This window comes from Faecalibacterium sp. An122 (assembly GCF_002160895.1).
GTDB lineage: Bacteria > Bacillota > Clostridia > Oscillospirales > Ruminococcaceae > Faecalibacterium.
Window position 1 is genome coordinate 1 of record NZ_NFLL01000038.1, and the last position, 18,947, is coordinate 18,947.

Annotated in this window: 19 protein-coding genes and 2 pseudogenes; 3 read left to right on the forward strand and 18 right to left on the reverse strand. The window is 53.0% G+C overall.

Going from position 1 to position 18,947, the window contains the following annotated elements; all coding sequences use genetic code 11:
• The 3 genes from B5E67_RS15655 to B5E67_RS15510 form a co-directional block, all read left to right on the forward strand.
• Positions 1–467, forward strand: a 467-nt coding sequence (locus tag B5E67_RS15655) for a hypothetical protein (protein WP_158098904.1), incomplete at its 5' end; no start/stop codon positions are given.
• A complete protein-coding gene (locus B5E67_RS15660; RefSeq protein WP_158098905.1) occupies positions 460–627 on the forward strand; it encodes a hypothetical protein in 168 nt (55 codons plus the stop codon). The genes B5E67_RS15655 and B5E67_RS15660, both read left to right, overlap by 8 nt.
• 470 nt (positions 628–1,097) lie before the next feature.
• Positions 1,098–1,685 (forward strand): hypothetical protein, encoded by a 588-nt coding sequence (locus tag B5E67_RS15510; protein ID WP_143405435.1) that lies wholly within the window; start codon positions 1,098–1,100, stop codon positions 1,683–1,685.
• Between the two features lie 644 nt (positions 1,686–2,329).
• On the opposite strand, the gene B5E67_RS14060 is transcribed toward B5E67_RS15510, so the two are convergent.
• From B5E67_RS14060 to B5E67_RS14140, 18 genes and pseudogenes are all read right to left on the reverse strand, one after another.
• The gene (locus tag B5E67_RS14060) at positions 2,330–3,208 is read right to left on the reverse strand and encodes a DUF4261 domain-containing protein (RefSeq protein WP_087385753.1); all 879 of its coding nucleotides are present in this window, start codon (positions 3,206–3,208) and stop codon (positions 2,330–2,332) included.
• Positions 3,209–3,400: 192 nt separating this feature from the next.
• On the reverse strand, positions 3,401–4,276 hold the full coding sequence (locus B5E67_RS14065) for a spondin (RefSeq protein WP_087385766.1): 876 nt from the start codon (positions 4,274–4,276) through the stop codon (positions 3,401–3,403).
• A gap of 47 nt (positions 4,277–4,323) precedes the next feature.
• Positions 4,324–5,037, reverse strand: coding sequence for a hypothetical protein (locus B5E67_RS14070; protein WP_087385754.1), 714 nt, complete (start codon positions 5,035–5,037; stop codon positions 4,324–4,326).
• 11 nt (positions 5,038–5,048) lie between these two features.
• Positions 5,049–5,828 (reverse strand): hypothetical protein, encoded by a 780-nt coding sequence (locus B5E67_RS14075; RefSeq protein WP_087385755.1) that lies wholly within the window; start codon positions 5,826–5,828, stop codon positions 5,049–5,051.
• A gap of 36 nt (positions 5,829–5,864) precedes the next feature.
• Positions 5,865–6,038: a protein CrcB-like protein gene (locus B5E67_RS15515; protein WP_143405436.1), complete on the reverse strand. Its 174-nt coding sequence runs from the start codon at positions 6,036–6,038 to the stop codon at positions 5,865–5,867.
• Positions 6,039–6,067: 29 nt separating this feature from the next.
• Positions 6,068–6,427, reverse strand: coding sequence for a hypothetical protein (locus tag B5E67_RS16135; RefSeq protein WP_087385767.1), 360 nt, complete (start codon positions 6,425–6,427; stop codon positions 6,068–6,070).
• Positions 6,428–6,454: 27 nt separating this feature from the next.
• Positions 6,455–6,961: pseudogene (locus B5E67_RS14085) on the reverse strand (hypothetical protein); the annotation flags it as partial.
• A gap of 67 nt (positions 6,962–7,028) precedes the next feature.
• Positions 7,029–7,379: a hypothetical protein gene (locus B5E67_RS14090; RefSeq protein ID WP_087385756.1), complete on the reverse strand. Its 351-nt coding sequence runs from the start codon at positions 7,377–7,379 to the stop codon at positions 7,029–7,031.
• A 54-nt stretch (positions 7,380–7,433) separates the two neighbouring features.
• Positions 7,434–8,183: an SMI1/KNR4 family protein gene (locus B5E67_RS14095; protein ID WP_087385757.1), complete on the reverse strand. Its 750-nt coding sequence runs from the start codon at positions 8,181–8,183 to the stop codon at positions 7,434–7,436.
• 36 nt (positions 8,184–8,219) lie between these two features.
• On the reverse strand, positions 8,220–8,609 hold the full coding sequence (locus B5E67_RS14100) for a hypothetical protein (protein WP_087385758.1): 390 nt from the start codon (positions 8,607–8,609) through the stop codon (positions 8,220–8,222).
• 53 nt (positions 8,610–8,662) lie between these two features.
• On the reverse strand, positions 8,663–9,775 hold the full coding sequence (locus B5E67_RS14105) for a hypothetical protein (protein WP_087385759.1): 1,113 nt from the start codon (positions 9,773–9,775) through the stop codon (positions 8,663–8,665).
• Positions 9,776–9,777: 2 nt separating this feature from the next.
• Positions 9,778–10,050, reverse strand: coding sequence for a hypothetical protein (locus tag B5E67_RS14110; protein WP_087385760.1), 273 nt, complete (start codon positions 10,048–10,050; stop codon positions 9,778–9,780).
• Between the two features lie 23 nt (positions 10,051–10,073).
• Positions 10,074–15,728: a DUF2185 domain-containing protein gene (locus B5E67_RS14115; protein ID WP_087385761.1), complete on the reverse strand. Its 5,655-nt coding sequence runs from the start codon at positions 15,726–15,728 to the stop codon at positions 10,074–10,076.
• Between the two features lie 15 nt (positions 15,729–15,743).
• Positions 15,744–16,094, reverse strand: a complete 351-nt coding sequence (locus tag B5E67_RS14120; RefSeq protein ID WP_087385762.1) for a DUF6547 family protein — start codon at positions 16,092–16,094, stop codon at positions 15,744–15,746.
• 25 nt (positions 16,095–16,119) lie between these two features.
• Positions 16,120–16,968 carry a hypothetical protein gene (locus B5E67_RS14125; protein WP_087385763.1) on the reverse strand — a complete coding sequence of 283 codons (849 nt, stop codon included), beginning with the start codon at positions 16,966–16,968 and terminating at the stop codon, positions 16,120–16,122.
• A 286-nt stretch (positions 16,969–17,254) separates the two neighbouring features.
• Entirely contained in the window at positions 17,255–17,665 is a 411-nt protein-coding gene (locus B5E67_RS14130) for a DUF5071 domain-containing protein (RefSeq protein WP_087385764.1), read from the reverse strand.
• Positions 17,666–17,785: 120 nt separating this feature from the next.
• Positions 17,786–18,340 carry an RNA 2'-phosphotransferase gene (locus B5E67_RS14135; RefSeq protein ID WP_087385765.1) on the reverse strand — a complete coding sequence of 185 codons (555 nt, stop codon included), beginning with the start codon at positions 18,338–18,340 and terminating at the stop codon, positions 17,786–17,788.
• Between the two features lie 16 nt (positions 18,341–18,356).
• Positions 18,357–18,947, reverse strand: a pseudogene (locus B5E67_RS14140) (hypothetical protein); the annotation flags it as partial.

Sequence of the window (18,947 nt, forward strand, 5' to 3'; positions counted from 1 at the left end):
GATCGCTACCCGCTATGATAAGAGAGCGGATTCTTTTCAGGCTTTTCTTTTCCTTGCTGCTTCTGCTGTCATTTTCTCCATTTTGCACATATGAGCCGACTTCTCAGATACACCCTAGTAGTTTTACACTAAACCCTGGGGAATCGTTTGATTTCGATATTATCTCAGATGGAATAGTAACTCTGGAATTTGACTATAGATTTAACGGCATTTCAGAGCTAAATATTGTCGAGCAAAGTTATATTGAAGAATGGGTTGTTTGGAGAAAATCTCCTAGCAATGGTCTAACTGTTCTTTTCATTGGTAGTATAGTATGTTTTGTTATTTCAGCTGTCGCTCTTATTTATCTCACCATTCATCTTGTCCAATATCATTTTAAGAACAAAAAGTATTATTCTGAGATAAATGATCGCCTTTCAGCACTACTGGAGGAAGAAAATAAAATAGAGGATGCTAATAATGTCTAACAAAATTGACGGCCTTTCCATGAACCTTGAGCAAGCCAACCTGGACAAGTTGCGCTCGGTTTTCCCGGAGTGCGTCAGCGAAGGCAAACTGGATTGCTTAGTTATCCCAGTATCTGTGAGATTGGCAAAGAGCGAATCTGCCGTGCTGGAAAGAAGCTGACCGAAACGAAGGACGGACAACTCAGCATGGTCGGAGAGAAGGCCCCCCTTGATATCGGCTTCAAGGTGTTCAAGCTGGATACCTCCAATATGAAGCTCTGGGATACTACCCCGATTGCGGATGGAGACGCGGACGAACCAAATGGTCCGCCGAATCAAGCCGGAGCGCTCTGACTTGGATATGGTATACGAAGTGATGCTCAAACTGGGCGTCTCTCTGACCTATCCGGTGCAGCAGCTGGACATCAAATGGCAAGCCTGTTTACGAAGTGGGTGAGGACTGCCTGCTCCTGATCTGCCTGGCAGAATTCGTAGAGCCGGAAGACATGCAGGCTATGGCCGACTATGTCCCGGCCAAGATGATTATGTCCCGAGATTGCTTTACCACCGCGATACAGCCATGGCAAATGCCCACTACATTCTGCGGGACCGGCATATTGAGCTGAAGCTGGTTTGAAAGGAAATCAATAAATGAGTAATATAGTGAAAATATATGGGACATTATCAACCGATGATGAATTATGGATCAAAGAGTTAGACAATAGATTGCAAATGTATGGTTGGGCAGCGGTTGTAGAGCGAAGAAGGATAAACAAAACAACGGAATTGAGTGCAGAGCCAATAGGTTTGCAACTTAATCGCAGGATTACTCATTCAGTTATTTTTCATTGTTCAGTTGATAATAACACAGTACTTGATTTTTTTGTCAGTGTTCTTTCAAGCGTTACTGCCGATTTGATAAAAAACCTGTTAAAATTTCTAAGAAAAAATAAAAATATTGATGAAGGTTCTTCTTTTTGTGAAATAATGGTAAAGACAGAGTTTGAGACAGGCGATGCCACAGAAATCAAGTGCGTAATACATCATAAACTGACTGATGACCAGATAAAGTATATTCTTGACAACGTTACTAGTCTAGCAAAAAATAATTCTATACCGCAAGCGGCTAAAGTAAACCTACAGCTGTCCGATAAGGAGGGGGTAAAGACAGATAATACGTTTCAAGTGATGCGAAACCAAGAAGGAAAAGATTCGATGGATGTTAATAATGAAACTTAAATTCAAAAACCAGGGTTTCCAAGACGAACCGCAGAGTGTGGACAACACCCCTAAAGCGAAAGAAGCGATCCGCTCGCTGAACCCCATGTGTGCTGCGGTATTCCGCAACTTATCGGGAAAAGATTAACCTGCTTTACCGGTTGACGCTTTCCGGCTGGGGTGAGTGAAGCGGATTTCAGTGTTCTCCAGTCAGGTCGAGGGCGGCCACAACCAGGCATACGTCCGGTTTCTGTCTATCTCCAACGAAAAAGGCTTCCGCGCAAAAGTCGAGATGGATGTCAAAGAGAAAACCGGCATCGTAAAACGGAAAACGGTTACCGTCAAGCCGGCTGATGATCTGTTCCTATTGTCTGGCCAGAGGCAATTGTACGAAGGCTACACCATGCACACCGGGCTACGAACATATTGAATGATAATGGGCTGTACTCCATCGCGTTTGTATTGGATTGCGAAATCTCTCCCAAAGAGCGAAAAGCCGCTGCACAGGAAGTGCGGCGGCTTTTGGAAGAACGCAGCAAAAGCTGGGATATTGATTTGTATACACGCTCTGTGCTACCTGAACGGATGAAGTACGCGTCATTTTCTTTGACCGTGTCTGCCTTGATGCAGACTTTTAATAATCCAGAAAGGATTAAAGGAGAAAATTAGCGCCCGCCCGAAGCAAAAGTTCCCATATGAATATCCAGCACAGCTCTGGGCGGCTGAATCAAAGCGTCCTCATACTGGCACTTCCATTGCAGATTCCGGCTCATCTGCCCATCCTCGACGCCATCCACCGTTTCGCCGTCCTGAATGGGATTGTCGTTGGCCAGGATGTAAGAGGCCAAGTTGTAAGCGTGATTGACCACCCAGTTGGGGTCCATGTCGTGGAAGTGATATTGCAGGTCCGGCAGATATAGTGTGCTCATGCCCACCGTGTCGATCAGCATATCCTCGGTGCCCTGGATGTTAAAGAAACGCACATTCACCCCGAATTGTATGAACCGGTCCGGCCCTTCGATCTGGTGGGAGCATACATCCTCTGCCAGAAATAGTTTGCCACAGTTCTGGAAATAGAACGCCTCACAGGTAGGGTACAGTTCCGCCAGAGCGTCCAAGAAGTCAGTGTCCAGGTTGGCCCGTTCCAAATTCGGAAGGGCAGCCGCCAGCATATCGGTAGCGATCACCTGATATCGGCACTCCCGGAAGATCCGGTCCCGGTCCTCCTGGCAGTCCCACATCTGGCTCATCAGAAAAGCGTCAAAGCCTTTTCCCTTGAACTTGTCGCATTTCATTACCATCAGCTGCACCGGGCATTTGCCATCCTGAAATTCCGCGATATGGTCCAGGGCGGCAAAGCCCGCCATTTTCTTATCGTAACTGAAACACTCCACTCCGCCGATGTGCTTTTCCATTACAGCAGTCATGCTTTCCTTGTCCGGCATGGGCACTGGCTCTTTGAACAGCATTTGAATGAGGTAAGGTCCCCCGGGCTGGGGGCCTTTTTTGTCGTTCAGGTTCTGCTTGAACACTTTATTGCTCATTCGATTTCCTCCTTATAGCAGTAGATCATGCGGCAATGGACAATCACTACTTTGTGTGTGGAGTTACTCCAAAAACTAAAAAAAGAGCCACGCAAAACAGGATCAGTCCAATGAAATTGCGTTCTATCAGCAGTTTTATGGCCATGAGAAGCAGAAAACCGCAAATCAGAACAATTATACCGTTCATTTCGTTCATTTTCCTTCTTTCGGTCTGTTAGCGAACAGCTTCCACCGGAACTCCAGCTCTCTCTGGACAAACTCTTTCGGCAGGCCTTGGGGATTGGCGATGAGATACCAGGCCCGAAAGGTGCGCTTCTCTGGGTCTGTCTCCTGCCGGTAGAGATGATAGCCCGCCTCATCCTCCTGTGTCCACTGTCCTGTCTGCCGCATGGCCTGCACAAAGGGTTCCACCACCTGGTCCAGTTCCTCTTTGGTGCGGCTTGAGGCCCAGGCATGATCCACATCCTTGGCATGGGACTGGTAGAACAGCAACTTTCCAGTATGGGTCTTCGCCTTGCACTCCGGCGTTCCGCGCAATTCTGCCTGACGGCGGTACTCCGCCAGCTGTTCCACTGTCCCGTATCGTTCCACCATCTGCTCGTCCACATGGATGCGCCAGCTGTAGTCCTCCGCCTCGGTGAAGGGGGCGCAGACCGGCTGTAATGCCTCCACGGGGTCTGCCTCGAAGCGGTCGATGAAGTCGAGGTAGTTGGCTTTGACCAGGGGCAGGAAGGTGTCCAGCAGCCCGGTGTTCAGCCGCAGGTCCTCTGTCAGCATCCGAAAGAATGAACCGCCTGTTGTGGGTTCAATTCTGAAAGAGTAGAGGTAGTCATCTCCCTGCTTTATAATACAGCTGAAGCCCACCTCCACATTTCCATGGCCGATTTCGTAGTCTATGTAGTTGTAGTGGCTCCGGTCAAACCAGATCTGATAGGTCAGCCCGTTTTTCGTTTTCTTTTTGAAGTCGCCTTTTTTCAGACGCTTCCAGCCCTTTTCCTCCAGGTCCAGGCCGTTCCACAGGTAGTCCAGAAGCTCCTGAAATATATCTGCCGGGCGTTTTTGCTCCACGGTCTCCACCTCCTGGCAAAACTTTTTCTGGAATTCAACTTCTGCCTTCACGGGTCGTCCTTGTTTTGCGCCATTGCTTGGGCGATCTGTTTCATGGCCATGTCGATATAGAGATACACCCCATCACGGTCGCAGTGGAACAGGTTGGAGTAACTTGTACTTTCATTCGGTCGGAGGGGATTCGGCTCCACTACTTCGGTAGCTTCCAGCAGGCCAGCACCCAGTTCAGCCGCAGCGGTAAGAGCCTTTTTCAGAACAGCAAACTGCCCATCGCTCCAATGTCTCTCCAGATCTTCCAGTACCTTTGGCTCCTGCTTCAGATCCCGGAGAAGCTGCAAAACCTGATTGGGAGACAGGTACACGCCGGAGCAGTAGTTTTCAAGGATCTGATTTTTTGCCGGGTTGGGAAGGACAGCCGGCACCACCTGCGCCCACGGGGTGAAGTACCGGGCATATTCCGGCTTCTCCTCCATCAGAAAGGAAAAGCTGCTCCCTCTGGTGTAATAGTAGTCCCGGAAAAAGCCCTGGACCACCGCAATATAAAAGCCGTGGCTCTTGTCAAATAGCTCGTCCGGTTCTGTCTCTGCCCCAACCCGCAGAGTGTCCAGATATTTCTCCGCATAGAAATCCTCGATTCCATGCTGCGCGGCAAGGGTCAGAACCTTTTCTTCCTGTCCCTGCCGTATCCAGGTTAGGGGCGTAAAGTACCATTCCCGTATTTCCTCTGGTGAGATTGGGTGAAAACTTACATCGTATCCCATAAAAGCCCTCCTTAATAATCCAGCAGGATAGGCACCCGCTGTTCTTCGGCAAACCGCATGGCCCGCCAGAACATGGAGAAGGCAAACTTGGCCAGGGATTGGGTATCATACTGCGTGTGTTCCGGGATCTCCGCCTTGCTGTAGTGTCCATCTGCGTCTATGGCTCCGTCTATCGGGTATCCCTCCGTGTCTGCCCAAGCCAGGATGGTATCCTCGTCGGCCTGCCACGCCAGCTGGTTCAGCTTCTCCAGCTCCTTCCGCAGTCCGCCCACTGTGGCGATGGCGGCGGTGTTATCGGTGGGCAGAGGTGCCTGGAAGAAGAATGCGTCCGCCAGAGGCAGCCACCAGGTAGCCCCGCGGAACAGGGACCATACCCGTTCGTTATCTCCCGCAAGACGGGCGATCATAGGGTTTTCCATGAAGTCCCAGTCTTTCTCCACGGTGGGGGGCACCGGTTCCTCGTATGTATGGCAGGCGGCCACCAGCAGCATAGCGCCGAAGGCATCCCAGTCCGGCTTGTCGGTGTAATAGGGCTTCTCGTTATCCTCCGGCCAGGGAGCGTAGGGGGGCTGGCCCGGCTGAGAAATGGCGCTCAAGATCTGATCCCGCCAGTTCTCCACCGCCGACTGAACCTCAGCCGGGGACAGTTCTTCGTCGTTGTCAGCAGCTTCTCCATCCGGCGTAATCCGGTTAAAGGCGTATCCGTTTTCCTCCGCCCACTGCTGAACGATGGTCTTCCAGTTGTGAGAATAGTACCGGGTCAAGGTTCCAGCGTAGATGTCAAGTCCCATTGTAATGCCTCCTTCTTTAGTAGCAGTAGCATATCCCTATTTCGCAAACAGGGAAGCAATGATTGCGATGCTGCACACGAACACCACACCTGCAGAAAAAACCAAAATTACTTTTTTCAGCTTCCCATCGGTTTTTACAGCCGCGGCAATGGGGCCGGAAAAGGCTGCCAGGAAAATAACAGGAATCAAAACCCACCAATAACGGTTCATACAAAGTACCTCGTCTGCGGCTTTGCTGTTCAGGTCATTTCATACAGCAGGGAAGTATTGCCTTGCACCAGCTCCAGATGGGAGCGCAGTGTTTCCAGCCCGCTTTGTATCGTCTCTGCGGGCAGGTCCCAGTCCGGGGCAATTTCAGCAGCCAGCTCCGGGAGATTTCGTTCCCGGAGTGCCGACAGCAAATCGGCTGCCAGCTCTCCCTCCAGCAGAGCGCAGTCCAGGGTGTCCTCCGTCTGGGGAGCAGGAAAACGGACATCCAGATCCAGCTCGCTCTCACACCAGTCCCAGATGGCCATATAGACCGCGCCGGAACAGTCGCCGCCCGACAGTTCCTGCCGCTGGCCGTCTTTGAGAAGATAAAAGGATGCAATCTGTGACATGGTAGTTCCCTCCTGAATGTTATTCGCTTCCATCAGCCCTTCGGCTTGCATCCGAATCACATAGAAGGCCCGCACCCAGGGCAGCTCCCGCTCCATGGATTCCTCCAAAGCCAGCAGGCGGCGTTTTCCCAGCCTGCGGTCCAGAAGGGCAAAGATGCGGACAAGAGGATTCTCGCTGACAAGGCTTTTCTCAATGCTCTGGTTGTCAAAGATACCAAACGCCTCATAGAACACCTTTTGGTCAAAGGTGCCCTGCTCCAGCGCAAAGGCATGAGCCTGGTTGATGGCCTCTTTTGCGGAGTCGCAATCTTTCAGCGTTGTGGACCGCAGGTGATGAAATTTTGTCCACACATTCTCAAAATAGGTGTAGTAGTTGCTCCGCAGCACTTCCACACCGTCCATGCGAATGGCTGCCCGGCCCTCATGGTCAGCGCTTTTGCTGTAACTGGTGGCAAAATACTGGATGTGGCCCCGGAGCGCCGGGCACAGGTAATCATTTTCCAGCTTGTTCCGGATTCCGCTCCAAGTTGGCATAGCGACCGCCTCCTTTCGGCTGTGGCTGCGGGTAAGGTAAACTTCCCAATTGATTAAAATTTAAAGATTACATACAATTCTCGATATATGATCGTTCTATAAATTCTTTTACTGCAAATAGATCTGTAAACTCCACATACCGGGGAAATCCGTCCGCATTATGTGCTGAGTAAGTCAAATGGAACATATAGTAGATGTCCCTTCCTATTCCGCTTCTGACAACATATAGCACATCATCATTGAAATCACACTTCGCAACCGCCCGGATTTTTTTGCCGGATAAGAAGTGGCCTTGTCCTATTTCTTTGTTTAGTTCAACGACAAATGCTCCGTCCGCCTGTGTGAGGGGAAGCAGATACCAGTTAAAATCCTTACCATATTTATCGTACAGATCACAGAACATTTCTTCTAATGTCATTGTTCATTTTTCCTTCATCCATTTACAGTTCAGCTCTCAACCGCCGCGCTGTTTTTATTGCTCATTGAGATACCTCGCCAGTTTCTTCTCCAGCAGTTCTGTCATATCATTGCAGAGGCGCTTTACCTTGTCCTGCTCATGGGCGTAGTACCAGATGGTTTCCTCTCCGGGGCGGAGCAGGAGCTGGTCGCCGTCCGCTTCTTTCCAGAACTCGCCCAGCACACAATACCTCTCTCCATGGATGGTCAGATCAAACATCCCGGAAAGGGAAAGTATCACGCCTGTGGATGCCTGGATGCCTGCGGTCAGCAGGAAAAACTCCCTCACCTGGGACGGGAGCGTGAAGTCCAGCACGCTTTCTTGATTCCCAATCTGCTCCTCCGTGGCGGCAGGCTTGATCTCATCAGAGAGGTCCAGCACCTTTGCCAGCGCCTTGGAGAACTTGGGGTATCGGCCAAATAGTTCCGGGTGGCTGGCCTTGAATTCCTTTTGCTTTTCCCGCTGCACTCGCTCCTGCTCCTTGCAGAAAGCGTCCAGTTCGGCCAGATACCGCTCCTGGTAGAGATTGCTGGCCTCAAATGGTGTGCCTCTCTTTTCCAGAATGGCGATGGCTCCCTTTTGGCTGGTCAGCACTGGGACCCACTGAAAACCGTGTCGGCGGGGCTTCAGTTTTAGAAATTCCTCCCTACCCAGCAGAGTTTCCAACTCCGTCTCATGTTCGTCCCACCAGCTCCACCAGGTTTCAGGTGTTTCCCGGCCCTCAACCAGGTCCAGGAGTTTTTCAGTCAATGATTCTTTGTTCATAGGTGTCCACGCTCTTTCCCAACCATCACTTCCATATTACTCGGTAGCACAAAGTTCATTCATTTTTGGAATCAGTAATTTATCCATCCACTGACAAACAATCTCAAAGGTATTGTTGATTTTTTCTTCATTTCCTATATCAAGATATATTTCATTGTCTCTTAAACTGTAAAACAGTGGTTGTGTGTTGATGTCTGGTTTGGCATAACCATAAGGGTCGTATGGACGGGTGTTGATTATATAGCAAACCTCTATGCTTATGCTATCCTTTGTGTTCCCGCCGAATGAGGAAAACGCAATCATATAGGTGTAATTTTTACTGTGCCTCGTAAGTGTTTTGTCGGATTTTTTATACTTGAATCCTAAATGCCCGTACTTTCCTTGCAACTTGGTTCCAAGCATTTGCATTGCTTCGCTAAAGTTCATTGTGCCCCCTCCATTTTCTCATCGTAAAAATAAATATAGTTCATTTCTCCGTTTCAGAGGGCGCAGGAATAGATGCTCATGGCCCCGTAATCGGTGTGCAGGACAAGTCCGCTCTTGGTAAAGGCAAAATTCACCTGCCGCACCACAAAGGGGTCGTCCATGGTGGCCAGCAGCTGGCCGCTTCCGGTATCCCACAGCTCTATGGGGGAGCTGCCACGATCCTGCTGAACGGCCATCAGGCTGCCCCTTGTCCTCACTGTACAGGTATCCGAAAAACTCAGCCCCTGCCGGACAGAAAATGGGAAAGGATTGTCCATCTCCTCTCCGGTCTGGGTCAGATAGAACTTGCCGCCCACCGAGAAACACTGGTCATCCGGTGAGAAAAAGGGATGCCAGCCCGCATTGGGAATCACTACTTTTTGGGCGGACTTTAAATCGACCAGCACATACTCACCCTCGGTGACGCGGTAGGCCGCTTTGCTCTGCCGGGGAGAGAGCATCCCAAAGCAGTAATAGGCAAAATTCGGGTCTTTTGACTTCTTGCATTTTACCGTTTCTCGCCATACCTCCGTGCTGCTGCCAAAATCAAAGACCACGATTTCCTGGCCCGTGTACCACAGGGCCAGGTCGCCGCTGGCATCCAGCATGGTTTTCATGCTGTTTTTCTTGTTGGCGAATGGCGTGATCGTATGAGTGAGGAGAGAAAGCTGCTCCAAAAGATAGCCGTTGTTCAGCAGCAAGGTATTATTGGGGCAGAGGACCTGCTCATAGGTCATCCGCTTGGCACCCAGAGAGACTGTTTCGAGGATTTCTCCATTGCCATCGAAGTGGTAGAGGATCTCATCCTCAAAATCTCCGGCTATCCTCGTCAGGAAGAAGTCATCCCGTGTGAGGGCGGCAGCCAAGGGCATAAAGCCGTTGCTGTCCTTGCCGACAAACCGATGGCACCGCGCCTGCCCAACAACGGCGTCTGGATTCTGATAGATGAATCCTTTCCGCATCTGGCCCATCATGGCGCTGGCCGCCTTGCTCTTGACCTGGAAGGCGGAATCGCACAGAATCTCCTTGACCTTCCCGCCGTTCAGGCAGGTTCGGATGGTATGTCCGTCAATTTCAATCCGCCACTGCTTGTTTGTGGCGGGGTTGAGGAAGGTTTTTTCAATCATGGTTATGGCCGTTCCTCCTTTCGGATCAGGATGCTTTTTCCCTCGGAGTTGATGCTATACAGGTCATCCAGATGGATGTGGAATCCATCCCCGCGAAGAGTTTCTGCCATACCCAAAGCGGCTTTCGCCAATAGAAGCAGCCCTGCCCGGTTTCCCGTTAGCTCCAATTCATTTCCATCAGCATGAGTGGTAAAGGAGAGGTGGGCTTCCGGTTCCACTGGGAGGATGGGCAGTTGTTCATCGTTCAGTTGAATGGTCAGTGTTTTGGTTTGCATTGCTTGCCAAGGCACCTCCTACATCAATCCCACCAGAGATACCAGACGGTAGACTGCCGCAGCACATCCGCCAGAGCGCCTACAGTGGCATCCTCTGGTCCCTGATCGATGACATCAGGGCAGAAGCCATACAGCTCCACTGCTGCATCCACGGCCTTCTCTTTGGGGACGGGGGCCGGGAGGGCAAACTCCAGCTCGTCATGGCTCATGGCCCCGGGCACCGCGCCGTACCGCTCGAACCAGTATTTGGCCGCTGCCATTAGCTCCGGTGTGTCGGGGCAGTCGTTCCAGGTGCCGAAGGGCAGCCAGGCGAAGATCTCCCAGGGATTCTTGACCGGAATTTTCGCCAGAATGAGAGGGTGGGTCATATCGGTATCAGAATCCCAGTAGCAGGAGAAACGGTTATTCTCATAGCCGCCCTCCATCTCGCCCAGGATATCTTCCTCCCAGTCCATGTCATCGTCCTCGGCTTCCTCCCGGCGCTGGCCGATTCGTTCCTCCAGAACGGTTTTGCCGTCCAGGATGGGGGCGGTGAGCATCTTCTTCCGATACTCCGTTACGGTTTTGAGGTCAAATTCGTGGAAGTCCGCATCATGTTCCGGGTCGGCGTTCATCACCAGACACTCCAACAGCGTTTCGTCATCCGCCTTGATGAGCACCGGAACAAAGCCTTCTTTGACACTTTCCCGTTTGGCATAGCTGTATGCCGACATGATGGGATCATCGTCCTTCATGGAGGGGAAATAGGTGCATTCACAGTCCAGATACTCCATCAACGCCTCAGCCAGTTCGGAGGGTTCCAGCGTGTCCTCGTCGAAGTCCTGTCCCTGCCAGTTGGTGAAGCGTTCCTCGATCACCTTTGCCATGGCCTGGTAGTAGTCCTCGTCAAAGGGGATGAACAGTGGGGCCTTAAACTGGAACTCATCGGAGTAATACTTTTCTGGGCCGAGATATTCCAAGGCATAGTTTTCAATGTCACGAGGGAAATTGGGACTGTCAGGTTCGCCATAGTAGTAAGAAGTAAATGCTTGCCCAATCTTATTGAACATCGGAACCATAATCTGCCCGTTCAGTTTGTCCCGAATAAACGCCCGCAGATCCACACTGGCAGGGTCGGCTTTGACCTGTTTGGCCACTTCGCCGTATTCGTTCAGAAAGTCCTTGCCCATCAGATCATGCTCTATGCACCAGCGCAGGTAAATGGCAAAGAGGTTATAAGCATTTATGGGGTCAATGGGCAGCCCCTTCTCCTCAATGCTCTCGATATGATAGGAGACATCGTCCATCTCACTGTCAAAATCATCATTGGAAAGAGTGCCCCGAGTGATGGCATCCTGGCGGTTGGGCTTCACCACAAAGCTGATGCCCTCCATCTTATCCAGCAGAGCATCTGCGTCGTGGGCCAGTTTGAAATCCATCTCATCCCGGTAGAGGGGGATTACCTGGTAGAAGTTGACCTCCTCGCCGTTTGGCAAGGGGCAGACTTCGCTGCCATCCTCGGTGCCCTGGGGGCCGGTCAGGATGGCGGCGCAAAGTTGCGTGTTATTGGCATAGGGCTCCTGGTTGTCTGTGATGTGGCCCCAGCCCAGCCAGGTGTCGCTGGCAATGGGCAGACGGGCAAGGTCTTTCAGCAGGCGGATGGGCCAGTACCACCGCTCGTTTTTCAGGTCCTCGTACTTCAGCTTCCAATCCTTGGGCAGCGCGATGGCCAGCTCCGCCCGCTCCAGCTTGTACTCTGCCAGTTCCTCCGGCACATTCATCCGATGGGCACCCATGCCCATGGTGACCAGCGTATAGTAGTTCCGTTCCTCAGAGGGCGGCACCACGCAGATGTCCACATGGATGTCGGGGGAACTCAGCTCGTGGAACACATTTTCAAACTCGCCGAAATACTGCTGGATGTGCCCTTCAATGGCCTCCATTTCCTTCTCGGAGTAGACCTCGGGAGCGCCGATTTCCTCATCCTGGGACGCGTCGCCGTCCGGTTCATCGGGCGTTTCAGGGTCCGGGTCATCTTCTCCTTCATCTTCCGGGCCGCCCTCCGACGGTTCCCAGGAGATTTTCAGGGTCATCTGATCGTCGGGCAGAGAGACTCCCGGGCTGCGGGTAATGGTGTGCTTATCATCTGCGGAAAAGCCAATGGTTTCCCCGTCCTGGAGCTCCACATCGTTTTCCAGAACATAGGAGACAAGGCTGGCCAGGAAGTCCCGCAGCTGGTTGGGGTTGGCGTCGGTGCCCAGCACTTCCATCTCGTCCTTGCCGAACACATCCATGCCGTAAGTATAGCCGTTCATGCCGTTTTCGTTCCGGTACAGGCCGAACCAGATCCAGTTGAAAATGGGCAGCTCGCCGTTCTTCATCATGTCGGCAAAGCCCTCGTAGAACCGGGGCTCGAACACCACGCCGCTGGTATAGATGCCGGAGGCATACTTCTGCCGGCAGCAGGCGGCCAGCATCTTGGTGAACAGTTTGCCCTTTTCCAGCAGATCGTCCTCTTTGCCGAGAACCGCCGCCATGATGTGGGCGCGGTGCTCCCTGGCGATCTTGACCGCATCCTCCCACATATAGTTGTTTTCTGCGTTGGCCTCGGCCTCCCCACCGGGGATAGGAGAGGTGGACAGGCTGACGGCGGCCAGCATATCGCCCACCTCAAACACCAGGGCGTCGTCGTCCTTCTCCCCGCTGGCGTCGGATTCATCCACGGCGATGTCCCACTTTTCTTTCATGTCCCGGATGAACTGCTCTTTATCCCATTCTGCCTTGGACAGCAGCACAAAGCCGGTGAAGACGCCTGTGTGGTCACTCTCGTCCTCGGCCTCTGCCTCGGCCCGCTTTGCGATCTCCTCCTGGCACTCCTGAATCACCGCCAGGGCGTTCTCGTCCTGTGGGTCCAGCTCCGCCCACCGCTGGGCGTAGGGGATGGCCTTTTCCTCCTGATGGTAGAGATACTGGTATCCATAAGCCATCCGCATATTCCACTGGGCCTTGTCCTGGCCCTCCTCCCGGACGGACTCCAGCACCTCAATGGCCCGGAGCAGGGCTTTTTCTGCCTTGTAGTAGGGGAGCTCCTCCTGATGGTCGCCCAAAACTGCGTAGTTTTCCAGCGCCCGCGCCATGGCGTAGGCGGTGCGGTAGTTCCGCTGGTCCTCCGGGATAGCGTTCAGCGCCTGGATGCAGCGGGTGTACTCGTCCTCGTCGTTCCACTGCTCCAGCTGCTGGAAGAATGCTTCTTCGTTCTGCGGGGTGTAGGGGATATAGTCCATACCCGTCAGCGTCTCGTCCAGCTCAGGGACCTGATTCTCATTGTCCGGCTCCTCCTCGGGCGGCGTTTTCACGTTCACCGTGCCTGCTTCACGGCGGAAGGTGTGGAAGCTGGCCCATGGGATGTCGCTGTCCTCGAAGAACTTCTTTGCCATCCGGAGCGCCTCGCGGATGTCCCAGGCGATGAAGTCCACATAGCCACAGAAGAGGCCGGTGGCTCCGCCAGTCAGAGTGAGCACCTCGGGGCCGTCCCCGGCGGCAAACACTTCCTCCAGCTTCTCCCGGAAGTCAAAAATCTTATCCGTTCCTTCCTCCTCCCGCAGAGTATCCAAAGGATAGCAGAAGAAGCCTGCCACCGCGCCGTCGGCATGGAGGTCATCCATAAAGTCGTTGTCGGCGTTCAGATAGTCGTTGATGAGCGGCACACAGATGGTGGAGCCGACCATCACATCCAACCGCCAGTCGGCTTCTGGGTCCTTGTTGGGTTCCATTTTGTAGCCGAGGTAGCTCTTCAGATAGGTTTCCGGGTCAGTGGAAAGATTCGCTCCCTTTTCCTTCAGCTTGTCCGGCAGCTGGGACATGGGGATGGATGGCTCTGCCTTGGGCTTTTCAAGCACATCGAAGTCATCAATGTACCACATGTGGGAAATCTCGCCCAACACCTGGTCGGTGAGGGTGGTGAGCATCCACCATACCCGGCCCTCCGCCTCCCGGAGCATGGGCAGCAGCTTTTCGCAGTAGGCGGAGAGGGCGAAGCGATTTTTGCCCTGCTGCTCCAGCCAAATCTGCACATCCTCCCCGGAGATGTCCCAGCCATCGTCGGTGCGAAGGCCGATGGTTCGGATGGGCTGACGGCCCACAAGGATGTTCCAGTGCTCCAGCACCTCCTTAGGGGCATGCTTCTGGAAATAGATCAGCTCAAACAGCTTGACCTTGTCCCCCTCCGGGGTGAGGATCAGCTCGTACTTCTCGCCGCCCACACCAATCTCGAAGGAGATCTCGTCAAACGTCTGATTCAGAATCCCTTCCACCCGGTCCACCAGCTCCTGGCCCCGGGTGTGGTCCTTGTCCTCGTCCATCATCCGGCGAAGCTGGGCTTCCTGCCGAGCAAAGTCCTTCCATGTAGATTCCGTCCGCTCCCGGAAGCACTCCGAGAACTGAGGCAGAGAAATGCCCTTCTTGCACGAGTCGATCAGTTCCTCAATGTCTTGTCGGGTGTTGAGTTTCGGATCATCACCGGAATGCAGTTCCAGAGCTTTTTCAAAATACCGCAGGGCACGGCCCTCCTGGTCCAGATAATAATAGGCATACCCCATGCGGAAATTCCAGGAATAAGTGTCTCCCAGTTCCTCCTCGTGGAGCTGCATCAGTTCCAATGCTTTTCGCAGTAACTTTCTTCCCTCCGGCTCGCCGGGGACTGCCAGATTGTTGTAGGCCCGGGCCAGCTCCATGTCGGTCTCCGGGGTACGCTCTGTCTCGGGAAGGGCGGTCAGGGCGTCAACGATCTTCTGGTGCTGGTCTTTCTCATGCCACTTCTGACACTGCTGCAAAATATCCATATCCGGGTCCTCCTCGTCCTGTTCTGGTTTCCAGTCTTCGATTGGCTGAAACGCACCATTCCCGTCCCGCTCAAAGGCGCAGGGGGCGGGGGTGTTCAGCAAGGGGATAATATCGGGGTCATCGTTGCAGATGGTGTTGAGGCCGTAAATACCGGCATTGTTGGGGTCATCCATGTAAGCGTCGCTCTCATCACCGGCGGTGAAGCGCCAGCCGCTGTCCCAGTCGCCGTCCGGCTTCTCCCGGTAGCAGTAGCCAACCTTGCAGCCCTCCACCGTGATGCGGCCCGTGGCGATGCAGCCGTCGGCTCCTTCCCAGCTTGGGAGCAGTTCTTTCACATCCTCCGCTTTGATATGGTAGTCCCGGTTTCGTCCGGCGGCTTCGTACAGTTCCTTACGCAGCGCCTCCACATCCCGAGCCATCTCCTGGATTTCCTCGGCGTCCATCATCTCGCTGAGGTCATATTCCTGCGGGCTCTGGGCAAAGTCCGCCAGGGCCTTTTTCATGGCGTCGTGTTCCTCTGGCGTGGCGGTGATGCGGATGCAGCGGGCGGGGGTGTTGTACTCGTCCAGGTCCTGGAGGTTTACACTGCCGCTGACGCTGCACTCCAGCAGGATGGCAGCCAGGTCAGTGACCACATCAATGGCGAAGTGGAAGTCCATCTCCACGCCACCCGAGTGGGTGAACTCCAGATACTCCACAGTCTGGCGGAAGTCCCAGTTCTGCTTGTCAAGCCCGATCTTGGCAAAAATCTCGCTAAGGGGAATTTCCTCTGTGTTTTGATCTGCCAAAAAGGCCACAAGGTTCAGGCTGTCATCCGAGCCTCCGATAAAGTTGCCCCAGTATTTTTTGATATACATTCGTTACACCTCCTTTTACTCCGGCCATTCATCTCCGTCACAACGGCAGATGAAGCCATAGTGCAGACTCTCAAAATAGTCGTTGGGAAGGGATACCTCGTCCTGACGCAGCTCCAGCCCATCCAGATCCATCATTTTATTGAGGTAGGCGAGGGTCGTATGAATCCCCGCGATATGTTCCTCCTGAAGCAGTCCGGCCAGCACACCTTTCTGCTCCGGGGTCAGCGCGGCGAGAAGCTCGTTTTTCGCCTGGTTGTCCTCCGTCCTGGGAAAGCCATCCCCCTTGACCCACCGGGCGGTGATGCTGTCTTTCCGTTCCACAAGTCCGTCAATGAATGCTTTGTACAGTTCCAGCTCCTCACTCATGGCAGATCCTCCATTCCCAAGCAATTTACTTTCGGATCAAACTCCCGTCATCAATGAAGGCAGCTTCCCGGATGCGCCGGAGGGATTCCGGCTCCAGCAAAAACTCCCGCAGGTTCGGGTCCTCAAAGAAGGACATGGGACGCACCTGCGTCGGCCCGGCCACCGCCCACAGCCGCGATGTCGCCAGCCGCTCCGCGGTCTGGAGCGCCTTCTCCCGTTCACCCAAGTAGAGATAGCGAGCGATGGCGTCCCGATAGGAGGAGTCCGCCATGGGCACGCCCTGAATCTCCTCGAACAGCTCCACCGCATCCTTGGCAGTGCCGAACATACAGCAGTGGTTGTAGAGCTTCCGTTTGGCGTCGGGATCGTCCGGCGAGAGCTTTTTATTCTGCTCTGCCAGCTTTGCCCAGAGCTGCTCCTTTGTCTGTGGCTCCTCCGGTTCATGGTAGGGGTAGTTCTTGTCGTTGTCCGCAAAGGGCATAACGCCCCGCTTGAGGTAGTCCATCAAAATGTCGCAGAAGCGGTCCCGCTGGGGCCGGCCGTTCTCCTCCCGGATGCGCGCCTGTTCCTTTGTCAGCGCATCGATCATCTCCTGCTCCCGGTGGAGCTGGATGGCTGCCACCGTCATGGCAATCATGTGCTCATCGCTCACATTGCTGTAATACCACTCCTCCAGCCAGGGGAGGACGGTGAGATCCAGGTCCAGCGCCTGCTCATAGTCCAAGTTGAAATAGGCCACCTCCGCCTTCACCGCCGCCACCTGATGGGGATATTTACTGGCAAAGCATTCCAGGGTGTCCAAGGCTTCTTCTTTGCCGTCCATAATCTCATAGCAGATCATACGGACTTTTTTGGGCAGTTTCACGACATCCATGACTCAACCTCCTTTTGTGACATTTTATCATATTTAGGCTATAAAATCACTGTTTTTTGTTGCGATTGCTTTCGATTGGACTTTGGCTGGTAAAGGCACAGCCAGTATGTCCCCGCAATAAAACATTCAAATTTTCTTCCGCGATGTTCTCGACCTGCCGAAAGACCGGCTTGATTGCCCATCAGCAAAGACAGGCGAGGCTGTCAGCGGTGGCTCATGAAATGTGCAGTTCCTCTTGACCGTTGCTGGCTCGGTTGCCTTTGCTGTCTCCACGATAAATGGAAAATTACCCACCTGTTTTTGATAGTCTGTTCTGCAAGAAGATGACAGCGGCTTCATGTACTTCTTCTATTAATTCGCCCTGTGTAGGACTTTTTGCAATCCTCTGTATATCCGAGAGAATACAATTTATGCTCTCATCGGAAAAAAGAGGTGCCAGACAGGTGATAATCCAATACTTCCATATGTCGTCTTTTTCATGTGGACTTAAAACTCTATGAATTAAAGGGACAAGCGATGATTGGTGTAAAGCGAGCACCGGCAAAATATCACTAGCAACAGGCCAATTACAGTCCTGTATCCACTCCAAAAGAGAGGGTAATATCGGCTCAATCTCATTGTCAGTAAGGTGTTTTAGCCTCTCTATATTTGAACTATCAAATTTATTTTTTGGCACTAAGTCGTGAATATCTGTCATATTAGCTCTTAATCTCCATCTCAAATTTTATTTTGTCGTTCTCCAAATACCTTTTTCTTTCTTAAAGAAGACGGAGCGTGTTGTTCACCTTGTCTGTACCATACGCAGTACGCATGGTATTCACTCCTCTAAGCGTTTCAGGTAGGGAGCAGGGACCACCTTTGTCAGCCACACTCCATTGGCGGATAAATAAAAGCGATATCCATCCCGGTGCATCTGGCCGGCATCCACCAGGTAGATCACAGGTTCTCCATGCCGGCGCCCAACTTTCTCCGCTGTTTCCTGATCCGGTGAAAGATGAACATACAGGCGGCTCTGGGGGAGCAGTCCCTGGGCCTCGATGGAGGCAGCAAACCGCCGGGCCGTTCCGTGGTACAGCGTCTCCGGTGGTTCAGTCACGGGGAGTTCCACATCCACCTGAATGGAGTGGCCCTGGTTGGCCCGGATTTTGGTTCCGTCCTCGCTGAGGGAATACCGCTGCTTTTCATCGCTCTGTACGATTTCCTCCAAGATGTCCCGATTGATGGGGTATTTCTTGCTGATGCCTGCCAGCAGTGCGTTGACATCGGCCCAGCCGTGGGCATCCAACTGGATGCCGATTACCTGCGGCTTATGCCGCAGAATCAAACTCATATATTTGCTGATTCTTGTGAGATCAGGCGTTGTTTCCTTCATGTTGCCCTCCGTATTCTCAAATTAACTCCACCCGGATAATAGGTCGGTAAAAGTCATAGTCGCCGTTCAGTTCCTTGTCCTCCTGCACTTCCGGCTTGCAGTGCGGCGAACAGGGCAGGAAACCAAGGAAGATTCCAAGTCCGCCGCAGATGCTGCGCCCGCCATCACCGCCGCAAGTGGTAAACTGCTCGGCCTTCACGACCTCCCGCATATAGGGATCATAGGCGATGGACACTCCGAAGAAGTTGGGCTCCTCCATATCAAAGGGCTTGTCCTCATCCTCCGGGCTTTCAAAATGGTGCAGGTGCATGGAGTAGTCCATTCCATCCCCCCAGGGGAACAGGGTGCGGCACCCGCCGCCGCACAGATAGGCCCACTCGTCTGCCGTAGGCAGCGAAAGCCCCTGCTTTTCCAGCCCGGCAAGAAGCGCATCGTAGTCTGTGCGGTTATAGATGCAGATCTGAAAGCCCTTTTCCGTCCGCTCAATGCGGGCTGACTGGTGCATAGTAAGGCTGTCAAGGTCGCTCCAGGCAAACTCCCGGAACTGCTTCAGCCAGTCAGGATGGGCGGACAGTCTGGGATCGTCCATTGTGACCGGCTCCCAGCA

Coding starts and splice junctions, on each gene's coding strand:
- B5E67_RS15660 (WP_158098905.1), top strand. CDS start 460: ATGTCTAACAAAATTGACGGCCTTTCCATGAACCTTGAGCAAGCCAAC.
- B5E67_RS15510 (WP_143405435.1), top strand. CDS start 1,098: ATGAGTAATATAGTGAAAATATATGGGACATTATCAACCGATGATGAA.
- B5E67_RS14060 (WP_087385753.1), bottom strand. CDS start 3,208: ATGAGCAATAAAGTGTTCAAGCAGAACCTGAACGACAAAAAAGGCCCC.
- B5E67_RS14070 (WP_087385754.1), bottom strand. CDS start 5,037: ATGGGATACGATGTAAGTTTTCACCCAATCTCACCAGAGGAAATACGG.
- B5E67_RS14075 (WP_087385755.1), bottom strand. CDS start 5,828: ATGGGACTTGACATCTACGCTGGAACCTTGACCCGGTACTATTCTCAC.
- B5E67_RS15515 (WP_143405436.1), bottom strand. CDS start 6,038: ATGAACCGTTATTGGTGGGTTTTGATTCCTGTTATTTTCCTGGCAGCC.
- B5E67_RS16135 (WP_087385767.1), bottom strand. CDS start 6,427: ATGTCACAGATTGCATCCTTTTATCTTCTCAAAGACGGCCAGCGGCAG.
- B5E67_RS14090 (WP_087385756.1), bottom strand. CDS start 7,379: ATGACATTAGAAGAAATGTTCTGTGATCTGTACGATAAATATGGTAAG.
- B5E67_RS14095 (WP_087385757.1), bottom strand. CDS start 8,183: ATGAACAAAGAATCATTGACTGAAAAACTCCTGGACCTGGTTGAGGGC.
- B5E67_RS14100 (WP_087385758.1), bottom strand. CDS start 8,609: ATGAACTTTAGCGAAGCAATGCAAATGCTTGGAACCAAGTTGCAAGGA.
- B5E67_RS14105 (WP_087385759.1), bottom strand. CDS start 9,775: ATGATTGAAAAAACCTTCCTCAACCCCGCCACAAACAAGCAGTGGCGG.
- B5E67_RS14110 (WP_087385760.1), bottom strand. CDS start 10,050: ATGCAAACCAAAACACTGACCATTCAACTGAACGATGAACAACTGCCC.
- B5E67_RS14115 (WP_087385761.1), bottom strand. CDS start 15,728: ATGTATATCAAAAAATACTGGGGCAACTTTATCGGAGGCTCGGATGAC.
- B5E67_RS14120 (WP_087385762.1), bottom strand. CDS start 16,094: ATGAGTGAGGAGCTGGAACTGTACAAAGCATTCATTGACGGACTTGTG.
- B5E67_RS14125 (WP_087385763.1), bottom strand. CDS start 16,968: ATGGATGTCGTGAAACTGCCCAAAAAAGTCCGTATGATCTGCTATGAG.
- B5E67_RS14130 (WP_087385764.1), bottom strand. CDS start 17,665: ATGACAGATATTCACGACTTAGTGCCAAAAAATAAATTTGATAGTTCA.
- B5E67_RS14135 (WP_087385765.1), bottom strand. CDS start 18,340: ATGAAGGAAACAACGCCTGATCTCACAAGAATCAGCAAATATATGAGT.